We start from the raw sequence: 20,917 nt of genomic DNA, 5'->3' as shown, positions 1-20,917 counted from the left end.
TGGGGTCACTACAGTTCCTTAAGTCTGTCTTAGGTTTTTCACTATTTAGAAGCAATTCTTTTTGCCTTCTCTGTATTTGCAAAATGGAGTTTTGCATATTTACTTAATAACGCCATGCCGCCTTTGGCTAAAATCTTAGCAGCGACTTTATCAGAAGCGGTTCCTGCACCGGAAGGCACTTTCATACCTAATTCTTCCGATTCATTATCTAGTTCTTCTAAAAAGGCTGCACGACTAATGATTGAAGCCGCGGCCACAGCAACGTGATATTGCTCGCCTTTCGTGATGAAGTATAACTTCTCACTGACTTGATTTTGTTCGTTGCGCACATATTTCTTGTAATTTGCTTCAGGTGTAAATTGATCGATCAAGATTGCCTCAGGTTTGATTGGTGCGATTTCACTTAACAGTAAATGAATGGCCTGATTGTGTAACGCTACTTTCATGTGGACTGCGTTGTACTTAGGTTGGATTTGGTTGTATTTTTCTGGTTCTACAATCAATAGTTTATAAGGTATCAATTCTTTGATCACATCTGATAACTGTCTGATTTGAGGGTCAGTTAGCTCTTTAGAATCTCTTACGCCAAGCGCTTTTAACTTTGTGACCATTGTTTTATCGACATAAGCAGCACAAACTGTGACAGGCCCAAAATAACTTCCATTGCCGACTTCATCACTACCTAAAACAGAAAGTTGACTAAAATTAGCTGGAAGTGAAGTGGTCTTTTTTGCTGAAGACTTGTTTGAGGTTTTACTTTGAGCTGGCTTGCCCCACTTAGCGGCAGCAGTTTCAGCATCTGGTCCTTGAAAGACAACTTTTCCAGAAGTGTAAGCTGTGATCGTTGTATTGCCAACTTTCGCCACAAACTCAGAATAAGGAATAGTTCTATTTAAATAATTTCTTTCGTAAAATGACTTCATTTTCTTCATAGTATCTTTGGTAACTTTGATTACTTGTGTTTGAGACATCATAGTGCTCCTTTCAGCTTTTCTTATCTATAGTAAAACAAATGAATAGAAAAGTGAAGCATGATTCTTTATTGAAAACGTAAAAAATAATTGAGAATAATGGCGTTATAATAACGAAAATTTGAGTTTTCAGAAAATCTGTGTTAGAATACATTATAAGTAATGATACTAGTTTGAGTGAGCGGATTTCTGCTCACTCTTTTTAATGGAGTAACACAAAGGGAAAGCACAATGAAATGCTGATGCAATCGACTTTTCATTGTCTAGCTGTATGAATCTGACTTTCTGTGAGTAACAGAAAAAAATTGTGATAAAGAACATCACACTGTTTTTCTTTAAACTCACTCAATTCAAAGCGATTCACTCCGCTTTTCTAATAAAACTAGTACGTTACATAAATCTCGAAGGAGGCGAAAATTTTGAGTAGTGTTGTGGAAACTGTTACCGAGTTAGTCACACCAATCTTAGAAAAACAAAATTTTGAACTTGTAGAAGTAGAGTTTGTCAAGGAAGGAAGAGACTGGTTTCTCCGTGTCTTTATTGATAAAGAAGGCGGTATTGATATCTTAGACTGTGCACTTGTTAGTGAACAGCTAGATGAAAAGCTTGATGCTATGGATCCTGATCCGATTCCTCAAGCATACTTTCTGGAAGTATCCTCTCCGGGAGCTGAACGTCCGTTGAAGAAAGAAAGCGACTATGAAAACGCAGTTGGAGAATACATTCATGTTTCACTTTATCAAACGATTGATGGTGAAAAGCAATTTGAAGGTATCTTAAAAACAGTAGATAAAGATCAGTTGACCTTGACAGTCAAAATCAAAACAAGAGTCAAAGATTATACATTTGAACGAAAAAACATTGCAAAAGCTCGTTTAGCAATTCAGTTTTAACTAAGTGAAGACATCAAATAGAACATTCTAGTTTTTACTTATCACGAGATGCAAAATCAACCCATAAAAGGTTGATCAGCTCCGTTCATCTTTCATTTAGACAGTAGGAGGAAATGATAAAAAAATGAGCAAAGAAATGTTAAATGCATTAGATGCATTAGAAGCTGAAAAAGGTATTTCTAAAGAGATTGTGATTGATGCACTGGAAGCAGCATTGGTTTCCGCATACAAAAGACATTATGGGCAGGCCCAAAACGTTGAAGTAGAATTCGATGGTAAAAAAGGCAACATCCATGTTTATGCTGTTAAAGAAGTAACCGAAGAAGTCTTTGATTCACAACTAGAAGTATCATTAAAAGAAGCAATGGAAGTTAATAAAGCATACGAAATGGGTGACAAAATCCGTTTTGAAGTAACACCAAAAGACTTTGGACGAATTGCTGCACAAACAGCGAAACAAGTTATCTTACAACGTGTTCGTGAAGCCGAAAGAAATATTATCTATAACGAATTCAGTGCGTATGAAAATGATATCATGCAAGGGATCGTTGAAAGACAAGATCGTCGTTACATTTATGTAAACCTAGGAAAAATCGAAGCTGTTTTATCTAAGCAAGATCAAATGCCTAATGAATTTTATCAACCGCATGATCGTATCAAAGTATACGTTTCAAGAGTTGAGAACACGTCAAAAGGCCCGCAAGTCTTTGTTAGCCGCAGCCATCCAGATTTATTGAAGCGATTATTTGAACAAGAAATCCCAGAAGTGTATGATGGAATAGTAGAGATTGTCAGCATTGCACGTGAAGCTGGAGACCGTTCAAAAGTTTCTGTTCGCTCAACGGATTCAAATATTGATCCAGTAGGAACATGCGTAGGGCCAAAAGGGCAACGTGTACAAGCAATCGTGAATGAATTAAAAGGCGAAAATATGGATATCGTTGAATGGAGCGAAGACCCAGCAGTTTTCATCAGCAACGCATTGAATCCAGCACAAGTAGTTGATGTTATTTTCGATCCAAACAACAATAAAGCTTGTACAGTAGTCGTTCCAGATTATCAGTTATCACTTGCAATCGGCAAAAGAGGTCAAAATGCTCGTTTAGCAGCAAAATTGACTGGATTTAAAATTGATATCAAACCTGAATCTGAAATGGACGCTTATTATGCAGAACAAGCGGAAAATCAAGCAACATCTGAAGAAGAAACACATGATGCAGAAATCGTGGCATCTGATATGACTGCTGATGATTACGAAAATATTGAGTTTGAAGATAAAACAGTAGAAGACGAAGAACAAGTCTAACGATTTGGAGGGAACGGAATGAAAAAAAGAAAAGTCCCGATGCGTAAATCTGTTGTTTCAGGTGAAATGAAACCAAAAAAAGAATTAGTTCGAATCACGCGTTCCAAAGAAGGCGAAGTTGCAATCGATCCTACAGGGAAGATGCCAGGACGAGGGGCTTACGTTTCGCTTGAGCCTAAAGAAGTGCAAGAGGCCTGGGATAAGCATATTTTAGACCGTGTGTTGGAAACGACATTGACAGATGATTTTTATCAAGAATTATTAGATTATGTTGAACATCAAAAAGCACGTAAAGAGTTGTTCGGCAATGGATAAAGAAAAAATACTGAATTTATTAGGTTTGGCTATGAGAGCTGGAAAACTAGTGACCGGTGAAGAATTGACTATCGGTGATATCCGTAGCAATAAGGCGAAATTCGTTTTTGTTGCCTCTGACGCTAGTGATAATACAAGAAAAAAAATCAAGGACAAATGTTCTTATTACAATGTTCCTTGCAGTGAGTCGTTTTTACATTCAGAATTAAGTCACGCGATCGGTAGAACGCGTATGGTGATTGGTATCAATGATCAGGGCTTTGCGACTAAGTTCAAGGAACTAATCAAAGGTTAGGAAGGTGATTGCATGGGGAAAAAAAGAATTTATGAATTAGCAAAAGAAATGAATCAATCGAGTAAAGATGTTGTCGAAAAAGCGCATGCATTAGGTATGGATGTGAAAAATCACATGGGCGCAATTTCTTCTGAGGAAGAATCAAAACTTCGTAGTTCATTTGGAGGGAACAAGCCTGCAAGTACACAACAAAAATCAGCACCGAAACCACAAGTAGCACAAAGTGGTCAAGGGCAAACAAAACCAGCAAATCCAAAACCAGCTAACCAAAATGGAAATAGACCAAACCAAACTCAACAAAGACCGCAACAACAAAACGGACAACAAAATCGTCCGCAGCAAAATAATCAAAATCGTCCAGCGCAACAAGGACAACAAAATAACCAAAATCGCAACAACCAAAATCGTAACATGCAAGGAAGCAGCCAAAATATGACTCAAAACCGTTCAAACCAAGGACAACAAAATCGTCCGCAACAAAACAACCAAAATCAAAACCGTCCAGCACAAGCAGGACAACAAAATAATCAAAACCGTAACAATACTCAAAATCGTAATTCACAAGGTAATACGCCAAGTACAAATCAAAATCGTAACACACAAAGCAATACTCAAAATACAAATCAAAATCGTCCAGCTGCACAAGCAGGACAGCAAAACCGTCCACAACAAGGGCAAGCTAGTAATAACTCACAAGGAAATCAAAATCGTAACAATACGAATTCTGGAAACCGTAATAATAGTTTCGGTGGAGGCGGTGGTCAAAATCGTAACCGTAATGGCTACAATAATCAAAACCGCAACAGATTCAACAAAAAAGGTAAAAAAGGCAAATACCAAGAATCAACAAAACCAGCAGTACCAGCGCGTAAATTCCGTGAATTACCAGATGTATTAGAATATACAGAAGGAATGAACGTTGCGGATATCGCGAAGAAAATTCACCGCGAGCCAGCTGAAATCATCAAAAAACTATTTATGATGGGTGTAATGGTCAATCAAAACCAATCCCTAGATAAAGAAACAATTGAATTATTAGCAGTGGATTATGGCATGGAGCCGCAGGAAAAAATTCAAGTCGATGTTGCTGATATTGATAAATTCTTCGAACCAGAAGCATTAGTTGAAGAAAATCTTGTAACACGTCCGCCAGTTGTAACGATTATGGGTCACGTTGACCATGGTAAAACGACTTTGCTAGATACGTTGCGTAATTCACGCGTAACTTCTGGTGAAGCAGGCGGTATCACTCAACATATCGGTGCCTACCAAATCGATATCGATGGAAAACCAATTACTTTCTTAGATACACCAGGACATGCTGCGTTTACAAGTATGCGTGCTCGTGGAGCTGGTATCACAGATATTACGATTTTAGTCGTTGCAGCAGATGATGGTGTTATGCCGCAAACTGTCGAAGCAATCAACCATGCAAAAGCAGCGGAAGTGCCAATTATTGTAGCAGTCAATAAAGTGGATAAACCAGGAGCTAATCCTGATCACGTAAAACAAGAATTAAGTGAACATGGTTTGATCCCGGAAGAATGGGGCGGAGATACGATCTTCGTAAACATCTCAGCGAAATTCAACCAAAACATTGACGAGTTACTAGAAAATATTCTTTTGATCGCCGAAGTTGAAGACTTGAAAGCTGATCCAACGCAACGTGCAATCGGTACAGTGATCGAAGCTCGTTTAGATAAAGGTAAAGGACCTGTTGCTACATTACTTGTTCAACAAGGTTCATTACGTGTTGGAGACCCAATCGTTGTTGGGAATACATTTGGCCGTGTCCGTGTTATGACTAATGATATCGGCCGTCGTGATAAAGCTGTAGGTCCAGCAACACCAGTTGAAATCACAGGATTGAATGATGTTCCGCAAGCTGGTGATCGTTTCGTAGTCTTTGAAGATGAAAAAACAGCTCGTCAAGCAGGTGAAGAACGTGGCAAACGTGCACAACTTGAACAACGTTCATCAAATAATCGTGTAACATTAGACAACTTGTTTGAAAGCCTAAAAGAAGGCGAATTGAAAGACGTTAACGTGATTATCAAAGCAGATGTACAAGGGACGGCTGAAGCTCTTGCAGCAAGCTTACAAAAAATCGAAGTTGCTGGTGTTCGTGTGAAAATCGTTCACTCGGCTGTTGGTGCAATCAATGAAAGTGACGTGACACTTGCTGCAGCAAGTAATGCGATCATCATTGGCTTTAACGTTCGCCCAACACCTCAAGCAAAACAACAATCAGATCAAGAAGAAGTGGACATTCGTTTACACCGTATCATCTACAAAGCAATCGAAGAAATTGAAACAGCGATGAAAGGGATGCTTGATCCTGAATTCGAGGAGAAAATCACTGGTCAAATGACTGTTCGTGAGCTTTATAAAGTATCTAAAGTTGGAACGATTGCTGGTTGTTATGTCACAGAAGGTTCTATCCGTCGTGATAGTGGCGTTCGTGTGATTCGTGACGGAATCGTTATCTTTGAAGGCAAACTTTCTAGCTTGAAACGTTTCAAAGACGATGCTAAAGAAGTTAAACTTGGCTTTGAATGTGGTGCAATGGTTGAAAACTTCAATGATCTTAAAGTTGATGATGTGATCGAAGGCTTTGTAATGGAAGAAATTAAACAATAATAAAAAGAGAGAAGGAGAAACAGTATGGCAAATTATCGTGACCGCCGAGTGGGTCAAGAAATCATGCGTGAAATCAATGATATATTGAGAAAACGTGTCAGAGACCCACGTGTGCAAGATATTACAATTACCGATGTTCGAGTAACTGGCGATCTGCAACAAGCGACGATTTATTACAGTTTGTTATCTGATCTAGCTTCTGATCAACAAAAAGCGCAACAAGGATTAGATAAAGCCAAAGGATTGATCCGCAAAGAATTAGGACAACGTTTGACATTGTATAAAACGCCGGAACTAATTTTTGAGAAAGATGAATCTGTTCAATATGGGAATCATATTGATGAGCTGATTCGTAAATTAAATCAAGGTGAATAGAATAAAAGCGTAAAACGTAACGGTTATGTAGTTATGTTTTACGCTTTTTTTTTGTAACAAAGAGTTTGTCTAAAAAAATCATATAATGGAATTTAGTAACCAAAAATGAACAAAATAAGCCAATAACAAGGATAATGTTTAAGGTTTGATATATACAAAAAAGCTATAAAATTGTCGTAATATTTCCTTTTTATTGTAGAAATATTTTTAGTTTATAAGTTTAAAACAATCATTTTTGTTACTTATTGTCCTTTTTATGACCTTTTTTTTGTTGTAAAAATAGTAAAATTAATTTTAGATAAAGTTAATTATTTTATCTTTTTGGGTTGTCATTATGACCTAATGATTATTAATAACGATTAATTTGTAAATAGAAAGTGAGGGGGAGCTGATAGGTTTGACAGATAAAAAAGAGAGCTCTTTTAATGGTATGCCGCTTTAGAGAAACAATCAATAAGGATCATCACTCAACTAATTTGAAAGGGGAGATTTAGTATGAAAAAATTAATTTTATCATCATTGCTCATTGCAGCATTTTCTAGTAGTGTTTTTGTTTTAGGTGATCAGGAGGTTTTTGGGGAAGAAAAAAATAGTCGAAAGACAGATATCAATACATTAGAAGATATTGAATTAACCGATTACTTTACGCTTCATGGTGATGCCGAATTGATTGATAGCAATACAGTAAGACTGACTAAAGCTAAATCAAATCAGTTTGGAGCAATCACGCTGAACTCAAAACTGACTTTTGGAGATAACAATATGAACCTCATTTTTGATGTTGACTATGGTACTGCTTCAAAAGGAGGGAATGGGATTGGAGCGGCCTTTCACGAAGGGGAAATTGGAGAAATTGGCAAAACTGGAGTTAATGGTAGCGGTTTAGGTATTTTAGGGTTGAAAAATGGACTTGGTTTTGAAGTCAATACATACCTTGATCCAGCTATTCCAGAGCATGGTGGGCTTATTTCACCTATTGTTGGTCCGCATGTAGGTTTTGTTGAGACAGATAAAGGGGATTATTTAGTAGGGAATAGCATGAAAAATATCCCCTTACCTACTGAAACTGAAAATTTTGGTTTCTTTACTCAAAGTTTTGGCGGTGGATTGATTACTTTAAGGCACAATTATGGGGGCGCAGTATTCTCAGTGGGCCCAAATGTTTACGAAGGTCAGGAATCGACATTTACCTTAGCCGCAACAACGGGTAAAATTGGTAACGAGCAAATAGTAAAATTAAAAGGCTTAGTAGCTAGACTCAGTATACCGGAATTGAAAGCAAACAACATCGAAATTCAACAAGACGAAAAATTTGATCCATTTGATGCAAGGATCGGTTTAGAAGCCTCGGATCAAAGCATAGGAGATTTAACCAATAAGATCAAAGTGGTTTCCAATAACGTAAGTAGTGCTATTCCTGGTACCTATAAAGTGACTTATGAAGTGAAGAACAGTCGTAATGAAGTAGCTAGAAAAACAATCAAAGTTAAAGTCAATATTAATGACACTTGGCCAAATGGTAAAACAGCGGGCTGGAAAATGTTTTCAGGACAAGATATTCAACTGTCGAAGGATCCACAAGCTGCTTTAGTGGGAGATTATACTTTCTATTCTGATAGTCATGCTAGTTTATATAAACATTTTACAGGAATCGACGCTCTAGAAAAAGGGGCCGAATATCGTGCTACGGTCTATATCAAACCACAAAATGGAAAACCAGAAAGCAATCGTGTGAAATTATCTCTGAAAGAGGATCCATCAGGAAAAGAAAGCAGAGAGATTATTAATAACTTTCTTTCGAAAGATCAATTGTCTGAAAAAGGTTACTATAAAATAAGCCAAACATTCAAAGTTGGCGAAAATGAAACAAATCCTTTAATCGTTGTCGAAAACTTTAGTGCTGGATATATTGGTTCGATTAATATATCTAAAATTGTTAAGTGAAACCGTTTAGTTGATTAATTAAAGTATTAAAGTAACCTTTCTGATATTCTCTATGCTAATAGAAGCAAAAAAAGCTGAATGGGATCCGTCCTTTTTGGCTTTTTTGTATCTTTTTGAACGATTCCCGGGTCTTTTATGGTGCCATTTTGTAACAGTATTGACTTTTGTAACTATATTGAAAGAAACTGTAATATTTTTATCGATCAAATAGATAAAATTTATGCTATTATTTATAGTACAAGTCTTACTAAAGACACTGTTGAAGAAAATGGAGGGTTAATAGTGAAGAAAAAGAATTTGTCATTATTAATAGTTAGTATGGTTACAGTTGCAGGAACAATAGTACCGATTAGTTCATTAGCTGAGACAACTGATAAAAAAATAGAACAACAAGATAAAGAAATTTCAGCATTAAAAGAAAAACAAAAAGGTGTAGCAGCTCAAATCACCACATTAGAAGAAGAAATTTCTTCGATTTTTGATGAAGGTATTTCTCTGAATAAACAAAAAACAGAATTAACGAAAGAATCTGAACAATTAAAAAAAGATATTGCTGCACTAGATGTGCGAATCAATAAAAGAACAGAAGCGATTCAAAAACAAGGCAGAAATGTTCAAGTGAATGGACAAGGGACTCAAATTTTGGATATGATTTTAAATTCAGAATCAATCACAGATGCAGTCGGCCGGGTGCAAGCAATTTCTTCAATTATGACAGCAAATAATGATTTAGTTAAACAACAAAAAGAAGATAAAGCCCTTATTGAAAGTAAAAAATCAACTATTCAAACGAATTTAGCGAATGTTGAAAAGGCAACCGTTCAACTTGAAAAAGAAAAAGAAAACCTGGTTGCTAAACAAGCTGATTTAAATGTTCTAAAAGCTGAGGTAGAAGCTGAAACATCTGGTGCTGAAAGCTCAAAAAGCAAATTATTAAAAGAACAACAAGAAGCACTAAAAACGCAGCTTGCAAATGAAGCGAAAAATAAAGAAGCCAAAAAGGTTGAGACTGCTAAAGCTGATAATTCAAAAGCAACAGAAACAACAACTACTCAAAGTGAAAGTACTACAGAGACAACTACAGCACCATCTAATCCTGGTGGGACGAATGAGTCGACTAGTAATCCAAATGAGGGAAACACCTCAGGCAATCAAGAAAGTACTGGACCATCAGAAAAACCTGTTGCCCCTGTAACACCACCAGTTACTTCTGGTGATGCGACGTTCCAAGCGTTAAATTCTTTACGAGCAGCTCACGGTTTGAGTCCAGTTAGTTGGGACGCAGGACTTGCTGCTGCAGCTAGTAGCCGTGCAGCGAGCATGCAAGATTTCCAAGTACCATCTGATCATTGGAACAGAGGAGACGAAGTAATTGCATTTATGTTTGCTCCAGGAAACTCTGTCATCATGGCTTGGTACAATGAGACGAACATGACATCTCCATCTGGAACAGGTCACCGAGATTGGGAATTAAATCCTGGAATGACCCGTGTTGGATTTGGATATGCTGGTGGCGTAATTGTAGGTCATTCTGCTTAAAAATACGATTGAATTAAGTTCATTTTGTATTAACATAGTCGCGTGAAGTAAAACAACGTAATTTGTTTTGCTTCACGTTTTTTGTTGCTTCTACTTTAGAGCTATTAAAACTAGTTTTGAAAAAATGAATATTTTTTGTCTTCTATGCTATAATATATGAGTTAATAATCTAATGGAGGAAAACAATGGACGGTATTTTACCTTTATGGAAAGAAGCGGGCATGACTAGTCATGACTGTGTTTTTAAACTGAGGAAAATTTTACATACAAAAAAAATTGGTCATGGTGGTACACTTGACCCAGATGTTTCTGGTGTTTTACCTATTTGTATCGGCAAAGGGACGAAAGTGATTGAATATATGGTTGATTCTGGCAAGACCTATGAAGGACAAATCACGCTAGGTTTTTCTACATCAACGGAAGATGCCAGTGGAGAAACTGTTGAACGTGTTACGCTCTCTAAACCTTTTTCAACAGAAGAAATTGATGCTGCAATTCAAACGATGACAGGCGAGATCACTCAAATTCCGCCAATGTTTTCGGCAGTCAAAGTCAACGGCAAACGCCTCTATGAGTATGCTAGAAATGGGGAAGAAGTCGAACGTCCAGTGAGAAAAGCAATGATTTATTCTTTTGAACGAACGAATGAACCAGAATTTGATAGAGAAAAAGGAACACAAAGCTGGCGCTTCAAAGTAGTTTGCGGTAAAGGGACCTATGTTAGAACGTTGTCTGTAGATACAGGTCTTGTTTTAGGGGTTCCAGCGCACATGTCTGATTTAACTCGCACAGCAAGTGGCGGTTTGACTGCTGAGCAAAGTTTGACGTTGGCGCAAGTTGCAGCACTAATGGAACAAAATACGATTTCTGAAACGTTATTACCGATCGAAACAGCTATTGAGCATTTTCCGCGAATCGATTTATCCGCTGCACTTTATCAAAAAGTAAAAAATGGTGTTCGCTTGACTCCAGCTGAGTTATCTTTAAACGAAATGCCCGAAGATTTAGTCGCACTATTTTATCAAGACCAAGTTGTGAGTTTATATATGGCACATCCGACAAAGCAGAACATATTAAAACCTAGTAAGGTACTAAGAAATAATTAATAGAAAGAAGTTTTATCATGCAAATCATTCCAATACGACATCCATACACCTTAGACCAAATTCCGGCTGATGAGGTCGTTATGGTATTAGGCTTTTTTGATGGGGTTCACCGTGGGCATCAAAAAGTAATTGAAACAGCAAAAAAAATTGCACAAGAAAAAGGCTTAAAGCTGGCAGTAATGACGTTTAACCAGCATCCATCTATCGTTTTCCAAAAGGTTCTACCTGAGAATATGAAATATTTGAATAGCTTAGAACAAAAAGAGCGATTGATGGAAAAACAAGGGGTAGATATTCTATATGTGATTGAATTTACTTCTGCTTTTGCTCATTTAGCCCCGCAAGAATTTGTGGATCAATATATTGTAGGCCTTCACGCAAAAGTGGCAGTGTCTGGTTTTGATTATACTTATGGTCCTAAAGATATCGCAGATGTTGCTCATTTACCGGGATATGCTAAAGATCGCTTTGAGATTGTTACTGTGGGTAAAGAAGAGTTAGATGGTGCTAAAATCAGTTCAACACGGATTCGTGAGCTAATGGAACATGGGAATATGGAAGGTGTTACTGAATTGTTAGGTTATGTCTATGAAACAGACGGGACAGTTGTTCACGGGGATGCTAGAGGTCGGTTATTGGGATTTCCGACTGCCAATATCAAAGTAAAAAGCACAGTGCGTTTACCTAGAATAGGTGTTTATGCTGTGAAAATTCAAGTAGGCAACAATTGGCATATTGGTATGGGCTCAATCGGACATAATGACACGTTTGGTGACGGTCGCGATCTTACCGTAGAAGTGTATATTTTAGATTTTCATCAAGATATTTATGGTGAGCAAGTTACTGTTTGTTGGAATCATTATTTACGTGATCAAGTTAAATTTGATGGCGCAGAAAGTTTGATTGTACAGTTAAAACAAGACGAGCAAGATACTGCTGATTATTTTTCGAATAAGAACTGTTGATAGGTTTGATAGACTGAATAAGTTGCGACGCTTAGATCGCAACTTATTCAGTTTTTTTGTTTATCAATTGTTTTTAAGTATACGGAATAGCACTATAATTATTATAGGATGGTTTGTATTTTATAATCTGTCATAATGAATGATAAGCAAAAATATTTGCTTACTAATTTTTAGGAGGGTGAAATCCATGAAAAAAATCGTTTTAGGTACAACTATCTTGCTGTGTTCAGTAGCTTTAGTAGGATGCGGGAAAAATACGGAAAAAAATAAATCTGAAACACCGACGTCCTCCGAAGTGAAAAAAAGTAGTAGTTCTTTAGAATCTAGTAAAAATAAAGAGGACAAAACTTCTGATTCTAAAGAGACTGATAAAAAAACATCAGAATCTACTACAAAAAAGAAAAAGTGATAGATGAACCTTCATTGAACTAAAAACAGTAGAATGATGTAATGGTTCTTAATTTATTTTTTGAGTTGTTTGTTGTGGTTGGTTTCGCCAGTTTTTTAAGCGAAAAGAAGCTGAGTGATAACTTTTTGGAGTTATGTCTCAGCTTCTTTGAATTAATAAAATGAAGTATTTGTAAAAGAAGATAATGCTTGTTTTAATTGAGTGTTCATGTATTTATTCTTAAGATAATAAACGGACATTACTCTTGTAGGCAGGCTATTATGGCTTATCGAGGCGATATCTAAATGATCTAAGTGACACTCAAGATACTGAGGAACGATTGAAAAAGTATTCGTGTTACTTACCATATAAAGGATTAATTCAGTTGTGTCGACTTGAATGTCATACTCTTGAGACCTCGAAGGAAGATTAGTATCCATCCAATCATAAATCGTTTTTGTCTCAAGGAATCTCTTATTGAAAAATACAAATGGATAGTTCTCAAGTAGATCCAGGGTGATGGTTGGGTGTTCGAGAATAGGATGCTCTTTGCGCATGATAATTTTGTACTCATTGGAGTAAATGTCTATTTTAGTTATCGTTGTAGGTACATTCTTTATAGCTGGACCAATGCCAATATCGGTTTCCAATGTTTCAAGGGACTTGAAAATATTGTCTGAAACAATCGTATTTACTCTCAACTGTTTATATTCACGGAACAAAGCAGAAAGTGTATCATTCAATTTGAATTCGAGATCATTTAAAAAGAGTGAAACATTGATCGTTGTAATGTTAGATTCAGCTGTATCAGATAAATCGTTGATTTCTTCACCAATATAGTACATTTCTTGTTTGATACGCCAACAATGTGTTTCCAATATTTTTCCAGCTGGAGTAGGTTGACATTCGGAACCATTTCTATAAAATAGCGAAGTGCCGATTTCATCTTCGAGATTTCTTATTTGTTTACTTAGTGCAGCTTGTGAGATGCCTAGTATATCGCTGGCTCTAGTAAATTGTTTTTGTTCGCAGAGGGCCAAAAAGTAATTTAAATGAGTTAATTCCATGATTTCGCGCTCCTTTCAATGGGAAATTAAAAGATAAATTGAAGTTGCTTTATTAGATAGTCATGTGTCTTAGAACGTGTAAAACTTGAGGCATAACCAATGGAAATATTTCTAAAAGGCCCATCGATGATTTCAACAGAATTAACATTCAAGTAATTAGGAAGTGAATCTGTTAAGGAGTATGGTAAAAGCGCTACACCAAAGTCTTGATCGACTAAGTTTAAAATGGATATTGTTGAAGGTAGTTCATAATGATGATTGTATTTAAGTTTAGGATGAGCTGTTTCTATCCAAGAATCAATTACTATTTTTTCATAAATTTGATTGGAATAATTTATTAGTGGGATTTGAAGTAAATGCTCCGCTGAGACTTCATCTAAGTCAGAAAATTTGTTGTTATTACTGATAAAAAGCACATATGATTCAGATAAAATTAAGTCACTCATTATCTTAGGATTTGTTTCAGAGAGGATTCCGATTGCTATATCAATTTCTCCTTTTTCCAAAACTTCTTCTAGATTGTTATAATAGCAATAATCGATTGATACAGAAGGATAGTTCGTGTGAAAGTCAGTTAATAATTTCGCCATTAGATAATCAGTGTCAGCCAAATTAGTTCCAATTCTGATAAGTGCAGTTTCGCCACTATGAACAAGCTGATTAATTTCATCAATAGCCATTTCAAACTCGTGAAAAATATTTTCCCCTCTTTTTTTTAAAACCATCCCTTCAGGTGTTAACGTATTATTACCGTAATCTCTGGTTATTAATTGTGCATTCAATTCCTGCTCTAATTCTCGAATATGAGTGCTTAAATAAGGTTGAGAGATGCCTAATTCTTCTGAAGTTTTTGTGAAGCTTTTATTTTTACATAATGCTAAAAAATAATCTAAATGTTTTAGTTTCATTTGCTCATCCCCTTCATTCGAATAAAAAAACTCGTCTCTTACAAGATAAAATAATTTTTTCTGAAATAGTTGTTTTTTTTTAAAACTAAATAAAAAATTAATAGTACATTAAATGAAAAAGGAAAAGGCCCCTTCAATTGGTTATAGCAAACCAATTGAAAGAGCTTCTATCAGTACATTCTAACTGATAAAAAATGATGAACTTTTTTGCTTATGCACTGTAAATAAGTTATTTACTCATTCATTATAGACTTGAAGACAAAGTTAAACTATTTCATTTTACTTATAGTGGTATTCCTTTTTAGGTATTCAGGTATAAAAATCTTCGAGACCATAAATCCCACCTCGCAGGAAAGACGAAGTGGGATTTATCAGAGTTTACTTTGTAAAAAGGAGTATGGATTTATGCATAAACGAAGTTGGGAAGTTCGTTTATACAACTATCATAAATAAAAACATAAAAAAAGACTATTCAGTTTTATTTATAAGTATATTCTTTTTTCTTAATGATTTCGCATAAATCTAAAGACCTACTAAAACTACATTCAAAAAAAGTTATAGCTGTATAATTTTTTTAGTCTATAAAATACTAGTATAAATCATTAGAATAACAGTGTAATTCTTCTTGTTAGGTGAGGCTCCTATACAAACACAGGCTACTGCCCAAAAATGTCGAGAGACGCCAATGGGTAGAACAGGAATTGTCGAACGAAGGCTTTTCTTAAGGTAGCTAAAAGCAGATGCTTTTTACGTTGTACAGTGCCAAAACTCAACGATTACGAAGACTCACGGAAAAGCGGGCTGAGTTTTCAGTGCGCTCTTTTTGTGTGGAAAGGATGTGGTTAAGGTGCCAGAAGATAGTTCGATCAAGCAGAAATCAACGAAAAGAAAAGAGGATAATCCAGATGCAAAAAGAAATGAAGAACATGATCCATGAAAAAGCTTATCAAAAATTAGCAAATCTATCTATTGATAAAGTCTTAGAAAGTTTTTCCTCTTCGTGGGATGGGTTGAAAGCCAGAGAAGTCCAGCGTTCAAAAGAACAGTTTGGCGTCAATAAAATCACGGATGATAAAAAGAAATCAATTGTCTATACTGTAATAAAATCTTATGTCACACCATTTACTGTGGTATTAATGATTCTGGCAACCATTTCGTTTTTTACCGAATATGTCTATGCGGAGCCAAGTGAAAAAGATATTGCCGGCGTTTTGATCATGCTTGTTATGGTTTTATTGAGTGGCACTATGACATTAGTCCAATCGGTGAAGTCCAGTAACGCTGTCAACAAACTACAAAATATGATCCAAATCACTGCAACAGTCACTAGAGAAAATAAAGAAATGGAAATTCCTATGGATCAAGTAGTTTGTGGGGATTTAGTGAAACTTTCAGCTGGAGATATGATTCCAGCAGACCTTCGTTTAATTCATGCAAAAGACTTATTTGTATCACAATCAGCTATGACGGGTGAAAGTTTCCCAGTTGAAAAAAAAGTTAAAAATTTTGTTTCAACCAATAATAACCAAACAGATTATGAAAATCTACTATTTTTAGGAAGTAATGTAGTTAGTGGTAGCGGAGTAGGTGTAGTCGTTCGTGTGGGTGACAATACATTATTTGGAAAAATTGCCCAAGATGTAGCGGATGATGAGAAAAAAACCAGCTTTGAATTAGGTGTGAATAAAACGACTTGGTTGTTGATTCGTTTTATGATGGTCATTACACCAGCAGTTTTTTTGATCAATGGCATCACAAAAGGCAATTGGAGTGAAGCGTTGATGTTTGCGATTGCGACAGCAGTTGGTCTTACGCCAGAAATGTTACCAATGATTGTTACGACTAATTTAGTTAAAGGCTCTAGAGATATGGCAAAAGAGGGCACGATCATGAAAAATGTCAATGCCATTCAAAACTTTGGTGCCATGGATATTTTATGTACAGATAAGACGGGGACATTAACCCAAGATAAGGTGATTTTAGAATATCATTACAATACGTCATGTCAAGAAGATCGAGAAGTGTTGCAATCAGCCTTTTTAAATAGTTATTTTCAAACGGGTCTTCGTAATTTGATCGATAAAGCAATCATTGAAGCGACATCAAAAGAATTATCCATTGACGAAGAGGACTACTTTAAAATCGATGAAATTCCGTTTGACTTTAACCGTAGAAGAATGAGTGTGGTGATTAAAAATAGAAGATCAAATCAAAGCTTCTTGATCACTAAAGGAGCAGTTGAAGAGATGCTGCAAGCATGTACGCATATCAATCAGCACGGAGAGATTGTTCCGATAACACCCAAAATAAAAAAACAAGTATTAAAAACAGTAAACGAATTAAATGAAGATGGTTTGCGCGTGTTAGCAATTGCGGATAAGGAAGTCAATAATCAATTAGATGACTATTCAGTTGAAGACGAAAGAGAACTGATTTTACAAGGATATCTAGCGTTCTTAGATCCACCTAAAGAAACCGCATCTGCAGCCATTAAAGCATTGAAAAATAACGGAGTTTCAGTGAAAATCTTAACAGGCGATAATGAGTTAGTTACCCGTTCAGTCTGTAAAGAAGTCGGTCTTGGTGCTGAAAAAATGATCAATGGTTCAGCTCTTGCTAAACTTTCTGATACCGAATTAGAACAAACAGTTAATGAATACAATATTTTCACAAAAGTAACCCCTGATCAAAAAACAAAAATTGTTAAAGCACTGAAAAAAAATGAACAAACAGTTGGGTTTATGGGAGATGGGATCAATGATGCTGGAGCGATGAAGGTGTCAGATGTGGGCATTTCTGTCGATACAGCTGTCGACATTGCCAAAGAATCGGCAGATGTCATTTTATTACAAAAAGACTTGATGGTTTTAGAAAAAGGAATCATTTCTGGCCGCAGAGTTTTTAGTAATACAATGAAGTATATCAAAATGACTGCAAGTTCAAATTTTGGTAATGTATTTTCTGTTATTCCTGCAAGTATCTTTTTACCATTTCTACCAGTAGCGCCGATTCAATCACTCTTTTTGAATTTGATTTACGATACATCATGCATGTCTGTTCCTTGGGATAATGTGGATGCAGAGTATGTAGAAAAGCCTAAAAAATGGGAAGCAAAATCGATTGGTTCATTCATGAGATGGTTTGGACCAACAAGTTCTATTTTTGATATCGTAACGTATTTATTTATGTACTTTATTATTTGCCCTGCAATTTTAGGTGGTGGGTTCTTCTCATTAACAGCGGATAAAAAACTACTATTTATCGCTATTTTTCATGCTGGCTGGTTTATCGAGTCGCTATGGTCACAAATGTTGGTACTTCATGTCTTGAGGACGCCGAAGATACCATTCCTTCAAAGTAGAGCCTCTGGCATCTTGACACTGGTTACTTCGATTGGGATTTTAATTGGGACTATTTTACCATTTACAAATTTAGGTGCTAGTATCGGGTTTGCTCCATTACCAGGTAACTACTTCTTCTATCTGATTCCAACAATCGTTGCTTATTTACTTTTAGTAACTATGATCAAAAAGATTTATATGAGGAAATATCAAGAGTTACTGTAGTCAAAAAGTTTTTTGTAACTATAATACAATAAGACACCTTTGCTTCTTTAGCAGGATCAAGGTGTCTTTTTTTTATACGTGTTTATCAATAGTGTTACTTGAATAGGGAAGCAGAATTTATTGAATCAAATTAGAACATTTTATGTTGGGATATGGTAAGATAAGAGACGTCTTCTATATAATAGCAAGTAGAATAGAAGTCTTCTAAATTGGAGGAATAAAAAAATTGGAAAACGATAATACTAAGATTTCAGCTTACATACATATCCCATTTTGTGAACACATCTGTTTTTACTGTGACTTTAATAAAGTCTTTTTGGAAGGACAACCAGTTGATGAATATATTCAAAGTCTTTTAAAGGAAATTCGTTTGACCAAAGATCAATATCCTAGCAAGACAACGGAAACGATTTACATAGGAGGTGGAACGCCAACCTCTTTATCGGCTAAGCAACTGGATGTATTGCTAAAAGGCGTGCGGGAGTTACTACCAATCGATAAGACAAATGAATTTACAATAGAAGCAAATCCTGGTGATTTAACACAAGAAAAGCTGCATGTGATGAAAGAATATGGCATAAATCGTTTGTCTATGGGGGTTCAGACATTTGATAATAAATTGCTTAAAAAAATCGGACGTAAGCATACTGCAGAAGATGTTTATGAAACGATGAAACTTTTGGAAAAAGAAGATTTTCTAAATGTGAGTATTGATCTAATTTATGCATTGCCGGGCCAAACGCTAGAAGGATTTAGAGATACCTTGAAACGAGCGATTGAACTTGATTTACCTCACTATTCATTATATTCTTTGATTTTGGAAAATAAAACGATGTTTATGAACTGGGTTCGACAAGGTCGCTTGCAGTTGCCAGATCAAGATGTTGAAGCGCAAATGTTTGAAGAAACGATTATTGCGATGGAAAAGGCAGGGCGACATCAATATGAAGTAAGTAATTTTGCTTTAAAGGGACAAGAAAGCCAGCATAATTTAGTTTACTGGAACAATGATCACTATTATGGATTCGGAGCAGGTGCCAGCGGTTATTTAGGACATACAAGGTATCGTAACCATGGCCCGATTCAACATTATCTAAAACCATTAAAAGAAAATCAGCTGCCCACAGTTGAAACAGAGATTTTGACATTGAATAATCAAATGGAAGAAGAACTTTTTTTGGGTTTACGAAAAATGTCAGGTGTTTCAAAAGAGCGTTTTAAAGAAAAATTTGGTTTATCATTGGATCAGGTTTACAAAGAAACGATTCCTAATCTGGTTCAAAAAGGATTATTATTGGAAAATGCCAGTTATATCCAACTTACCGAACAGGGACTTTTTGTAGGGAATGATGTATTTGAAGAATTTCTTATTGAGAAAGAGTGAACTTAAAAAAACGATTGTTGGGATGGATTCTATAGAGTGAGGCGAGAGTTTGAACGACTCTCGTCTTTTTTTTAGCACTCAGTCATAAAGAGTGCTAAAAAAGATTGTTTTTCTCTTGACAATTTTAAAGGAACTTGATATATTAATAATTGTATTAGCACTTGAATGACATGAGTGCTAATGAAGGGTGGTAACTATGATAACTGAAAGACAAAAGAATATTTTGCGACTTATCATCCAAGAATACACGAATACAGGAACACCTGTGGGATCAAAGAAGTTGATGGAAGATGGAATTAAGTCAAGCTCTGCAACGATTCGTAATGATATGAAGGCTTTAGAAGAACACGGTTTACTATTGAAGACACATTCGTCTTCTGGCCGAATTCCTTCAATGGATGGTTATCGCTATTACGTGGATCATTTACTAAGTCCAACACAAGTTGCACATGATGAATTAGAAACAATTCGTCATTCCTTTGGAAAAGAGTTTCATGAGATCAATGACATCATTGAACAATCCGCTGAAATCCTTTCTGACCTGACTAGTTACACAGCTTTTTCGTTAGGTCCTGAGGTGAAAGAACGGAAACTAACAGGTTTTCGGATCGTTCCTTTAAATGACCGACAAATCATAGCGGTTATCGTAACAGATAAAGGAAATGTAGAAAGCCAAGTGTTTGCAATACCTGCTTCCGTTTCCAGCCAAGATCTAGAGAAAATGACGCAAATCATAAACGACAAGTTGGTGGGACAACCATTATTAACGGTTTATCATCGCTTGAGAACAGAAATTCCAATGATTTTACACCGTTATTTTCAAACACCAGACGGCATGATGAATTTATTCGATGCAATGTTAGGTCATGCATTTGAAGAGAAAGTATTTGTCAGTGGCCGCATGAATGTATTAGATTTTGGTGTGAAACAAGATATCGATCAATTAAAATCAGTTTATTCATTTATGCAAAATACAGATGCTATCACGCATTTGTTAACAGCTGAAGCGGACTCCCCAATTGCGATTCGTATCGGCTCAGAAATAGGAAATAATCTATTGGATAATATGAGTATGATTACCGCGACATATGAAGTAACAGGGCACGGTAAAGGAACTATTGCTTTATTAGGACCGACAAGTATGCCATATTCAAAAATGTTTGGTTTAGTGGATGTTTTCCGCAATGAATTAGCGTCAAAACTTGGTGCTTATTATCGTTTTCTAGATGAGTAAGTAAAAAGTTGAAAATATAGA

At 36.0% G+C, this 20,917-nt stretch carries 17 protein-coding genes and 1 riboswitch; of the genes, 14 read left to right on the top strand and 3 right to left on the bottom strand.

Going from position 1 to position 20,917, the window contains the following annotated elements; genetic code table 11:
* Positions 1 to 41 precede the first annotated feature (41 nt).
* Positions 42 to 971 (bottom strand): ribonuclease HIII, encoded by a 930-nt coding sequence (rnhC, locus tag I583_RS08045; protein WP_010760991.1) that lies wholly within the window; start codon positions 969 to 971, stop codon positions 42 to 44.
* Between the two features lie 419 nt (positions 972 to 1,390).
* On the opposite strand from rnhC, the gene rimP reads away from it, so the two are divergent.
* From rimP to I583_RS07990, 11 genes are all read left to right on the top strand, one after another.
* Positions 1,391 to 1,864: a ribosome maturation factor RimP gene (rimP, locus tag I583_RS08040; protein ID WP_010760992.1), complete on the top strand. Its 474-nt coding sequence runs from the start codon at positions 1,391 to 1,393 to the stop codon at positions 1,862 to 1,864.
* 124 nt (positions 1,865 to 1,988) lie between these two features.
* Positions 1,989 to 3,170: a transcription termination factor NusA gene (gene nusA / locus I583_RS08035; RefSeq protein WP_010760993.1), complete on the top strand. Its 1,182-nt coding sequence runs from the start codon at positions 1,989 to 1,991 to the stop codon at positions 3,168 to 3,170.
* 18 nt (positions 3,171 to 3,188) lie between these two features.
* A complete protein-coding gene (gene rnpM, locus I583_RS08030; protein ID WP_010760994.1) occupies positions 3,189 to 3,485 on the top strand; it encodes an RNase P modulator RnpM in 297 nt (98 codons plus the stop codon).
* Positions 3,478 to 3,780 (top strand): YlxQ-related RNA-binding protein, encoded by a 303-nt coding sequence (locus I583_RS08025; protein ID WP_010760995.1) that lies wholly within the window; start codon positions 3,478 to 3,480, stop codon positions 3,778 to 3,780. The genes rnpM and I583_RS08025 overlap by 8 nt, the downstream gene beginning before the upstream one ends.
* Positions 3,781 to 3,792: 12 nt before the next feature.
* The gene (gene infB / locus I583_RS08020) at positions 3,793 to 6,420 is read left to right on the top strand and encodes a translation initiation factor IF-2 (RefSeq protein WP_010760996.1); all 2,628 of its coding nucleotides are present in this window, start codon (positions 3,793 to 3,795) and stop codon (positions 6,418 to 6,420) included.
* A gap of 24 nt (positions 6,421 to 6,444) precedes the next feature.
* Positions 6,445 to 6,795 carry a 30S ribosome-binding factor RbfA gene (rbfA, locus tag I583_RS08015; RefSeq protein WP_010760997.1) on the top strand — a complete coding sequence of 117 codons (351 nt, stop codon included), beginning with the start codon at positions 6,445 to 6,447 and terminating at the stop codon, positions 6,793 to 6,795.
* Positions 6,796 to 7,290: 495 nt separating this feature from the next.
* On the top strand, positions 7,291 to 8,739 hold the full coding sequence (locus tag I583_RS08010; RefSeq protein WP_010760998.1) for an immunoglobulin-like domain-containing protein: 1,449 nt from the start codon (positions 7,291 to 7,293) through the stop codon (positions 8,737 to 8,739).
* 282 nt (positions 8,740 to 9,021) lie between these two features.
* A complete protein-coding gene (locus tag I583_RS08005; protein WP_010760999.1) occupies positions 9,022 to 10,278 on the top strand; it encodes a coiled-coil domain-containing protein in 1,257 nt (418 codons plus the stop codon).
* A 185-nt stretch (positions 10,279 to 10,463) separates the two neighbouring features.
* Positions 10,464 to 11,384 carry a tRNA pseudouridine(55) synthase TruB gene (truB, locus tag I583_RS08000; RefSeq protein WP_010761000.1) on the top strand — a complete coding sequence of 307 codons (921 nt, stop codon included), beginning with the start codon at positions 10,464 to 10,466 and terminating at the stop codon, positions 11,382 to 11,384.
* A 17-nt stretch (positions 11,385 to 11,401) separates the two neighbouring features.
* Positions 11,402 to 12,349 (top strand): riboflavin biosynthesis protein RibF, encoded by a 948-nt coding sequence (ribF, locus tag I583_RS07995; protein ID WP_010761001.1) that lies wholly within the window; start codon positions 11,402 to 11,404, stop codon positions 12,347 to 12,349.
* 187 nt (positions 12,350 to 12,536) lie between these two features.
* Positions 12,537 to 12,758: a hypothetical protein gene (locus tag I583_RS07990; protein ID WP_010761002.1), complete on the top strand. Its 222-nt coding sequence runs from the start codon at positions 12,537 to 12,539 to the stop codon at positions 12,756 to 12,758.
* A gap of 152 nt (positions 12,759 to 12,910) precedes the next feature.
* On the opposite strand, the gene I583_RS07985 is transcribed toward I583_RS07990, so the two are convergent.
* Positions 12,911 to 13,804 carry a LysR family transcriptional regulator gene (locus tag I583_RS07985; RefSeq protein ID WP_010761003.1) on the bottom strand — a complete coding sequence of 298 codons (894 nt, stop codon included), beginning with the start codon at positions 13,802 to 13,804 and terminating at the stop codon, positions 12,911 to 12,913.
* Between the two features lie 26 nt (positions 13,805 to 13,830).
* Positions 13,831 to 14,712: a LysR family transcriptional regulator gene (locus tag I583_RS07980; protein ID WP_010761004.1), complete on the bottom strand. Its 882-nt coding sequence runs from the start codon at positions 14,710 to 14,712 to the stop codon at positions 13,831 to 13,833.
* A gap of 617 nt (positions 14,713 to 15,329) precedes the next feature.
* Positions 15,330 to 15,500: riboswitch (M-box (ykoK) riboswitch) on the top strand.
* Positions 15,501 to 15,617: 117 nt separating this feature from the next.
* Between I583_RS07980 and mgtA the strand changes: the two genes are divergently transcribed.
* From mgtA to hrcA, 3 genes are all read left to right on the top strand, one after another.
* Positions 15,618 to 18,278 (top strand): magnesium-translocating P-type ATPase, encoded by a 2,661-nt coding sequence (mgtA, locus tag I583_RS07975; protein ID WP_010761005.1) that lies wholly within the window; start codon positions 15,618 to 15,620, stop codon positions 18,276 to 18,278.
* 226 nt (positions 18,279 to 18,504) lie between these two features.
* Entirely contained in the window at positions 18,505 to 19,662 is a 1,158-nt protein-coding gene (gene hemW, locus I583_RS07970; protein ID WP_010761006.1) for a radical SAM family heme chaperone HemW, read from the top strand.
* 196 nt (positions 19,663 to 19,858) lie between these two features.
* Positions 19,859 to 20,896 (top strand): heat-inducible transcriptional repressor HrcA, encoded by a 1,038-nt coding sequence (hrcA, locus tag I583_RS07965; RefSeq protein WP_010761007.1) that lies wholly within the window; start codon positions 19,859 to 19,861, stop codon positions 20,894 to 20,896.
* Positions 20,897 to 20,917 lie beyond the last annotated feature (21 nt).

It is taken from the genome of Enterococcus haemoperoxidus ATCC BAA-382 (genome assembly GCF_000407165.1).
Classification (GTDB): domain Bacteria; phylum Bacillota; class Bacilli; order Lactobacillales; family Enterococcaceae; genus Enterococcus_L; species Enterococcus_L haemoperoxidus.
The sequence above is the reverse complement of the archived record's forward strand: the minus strand, read 5'-3'. Positions and strand labels throughout refer to the sequence as shown.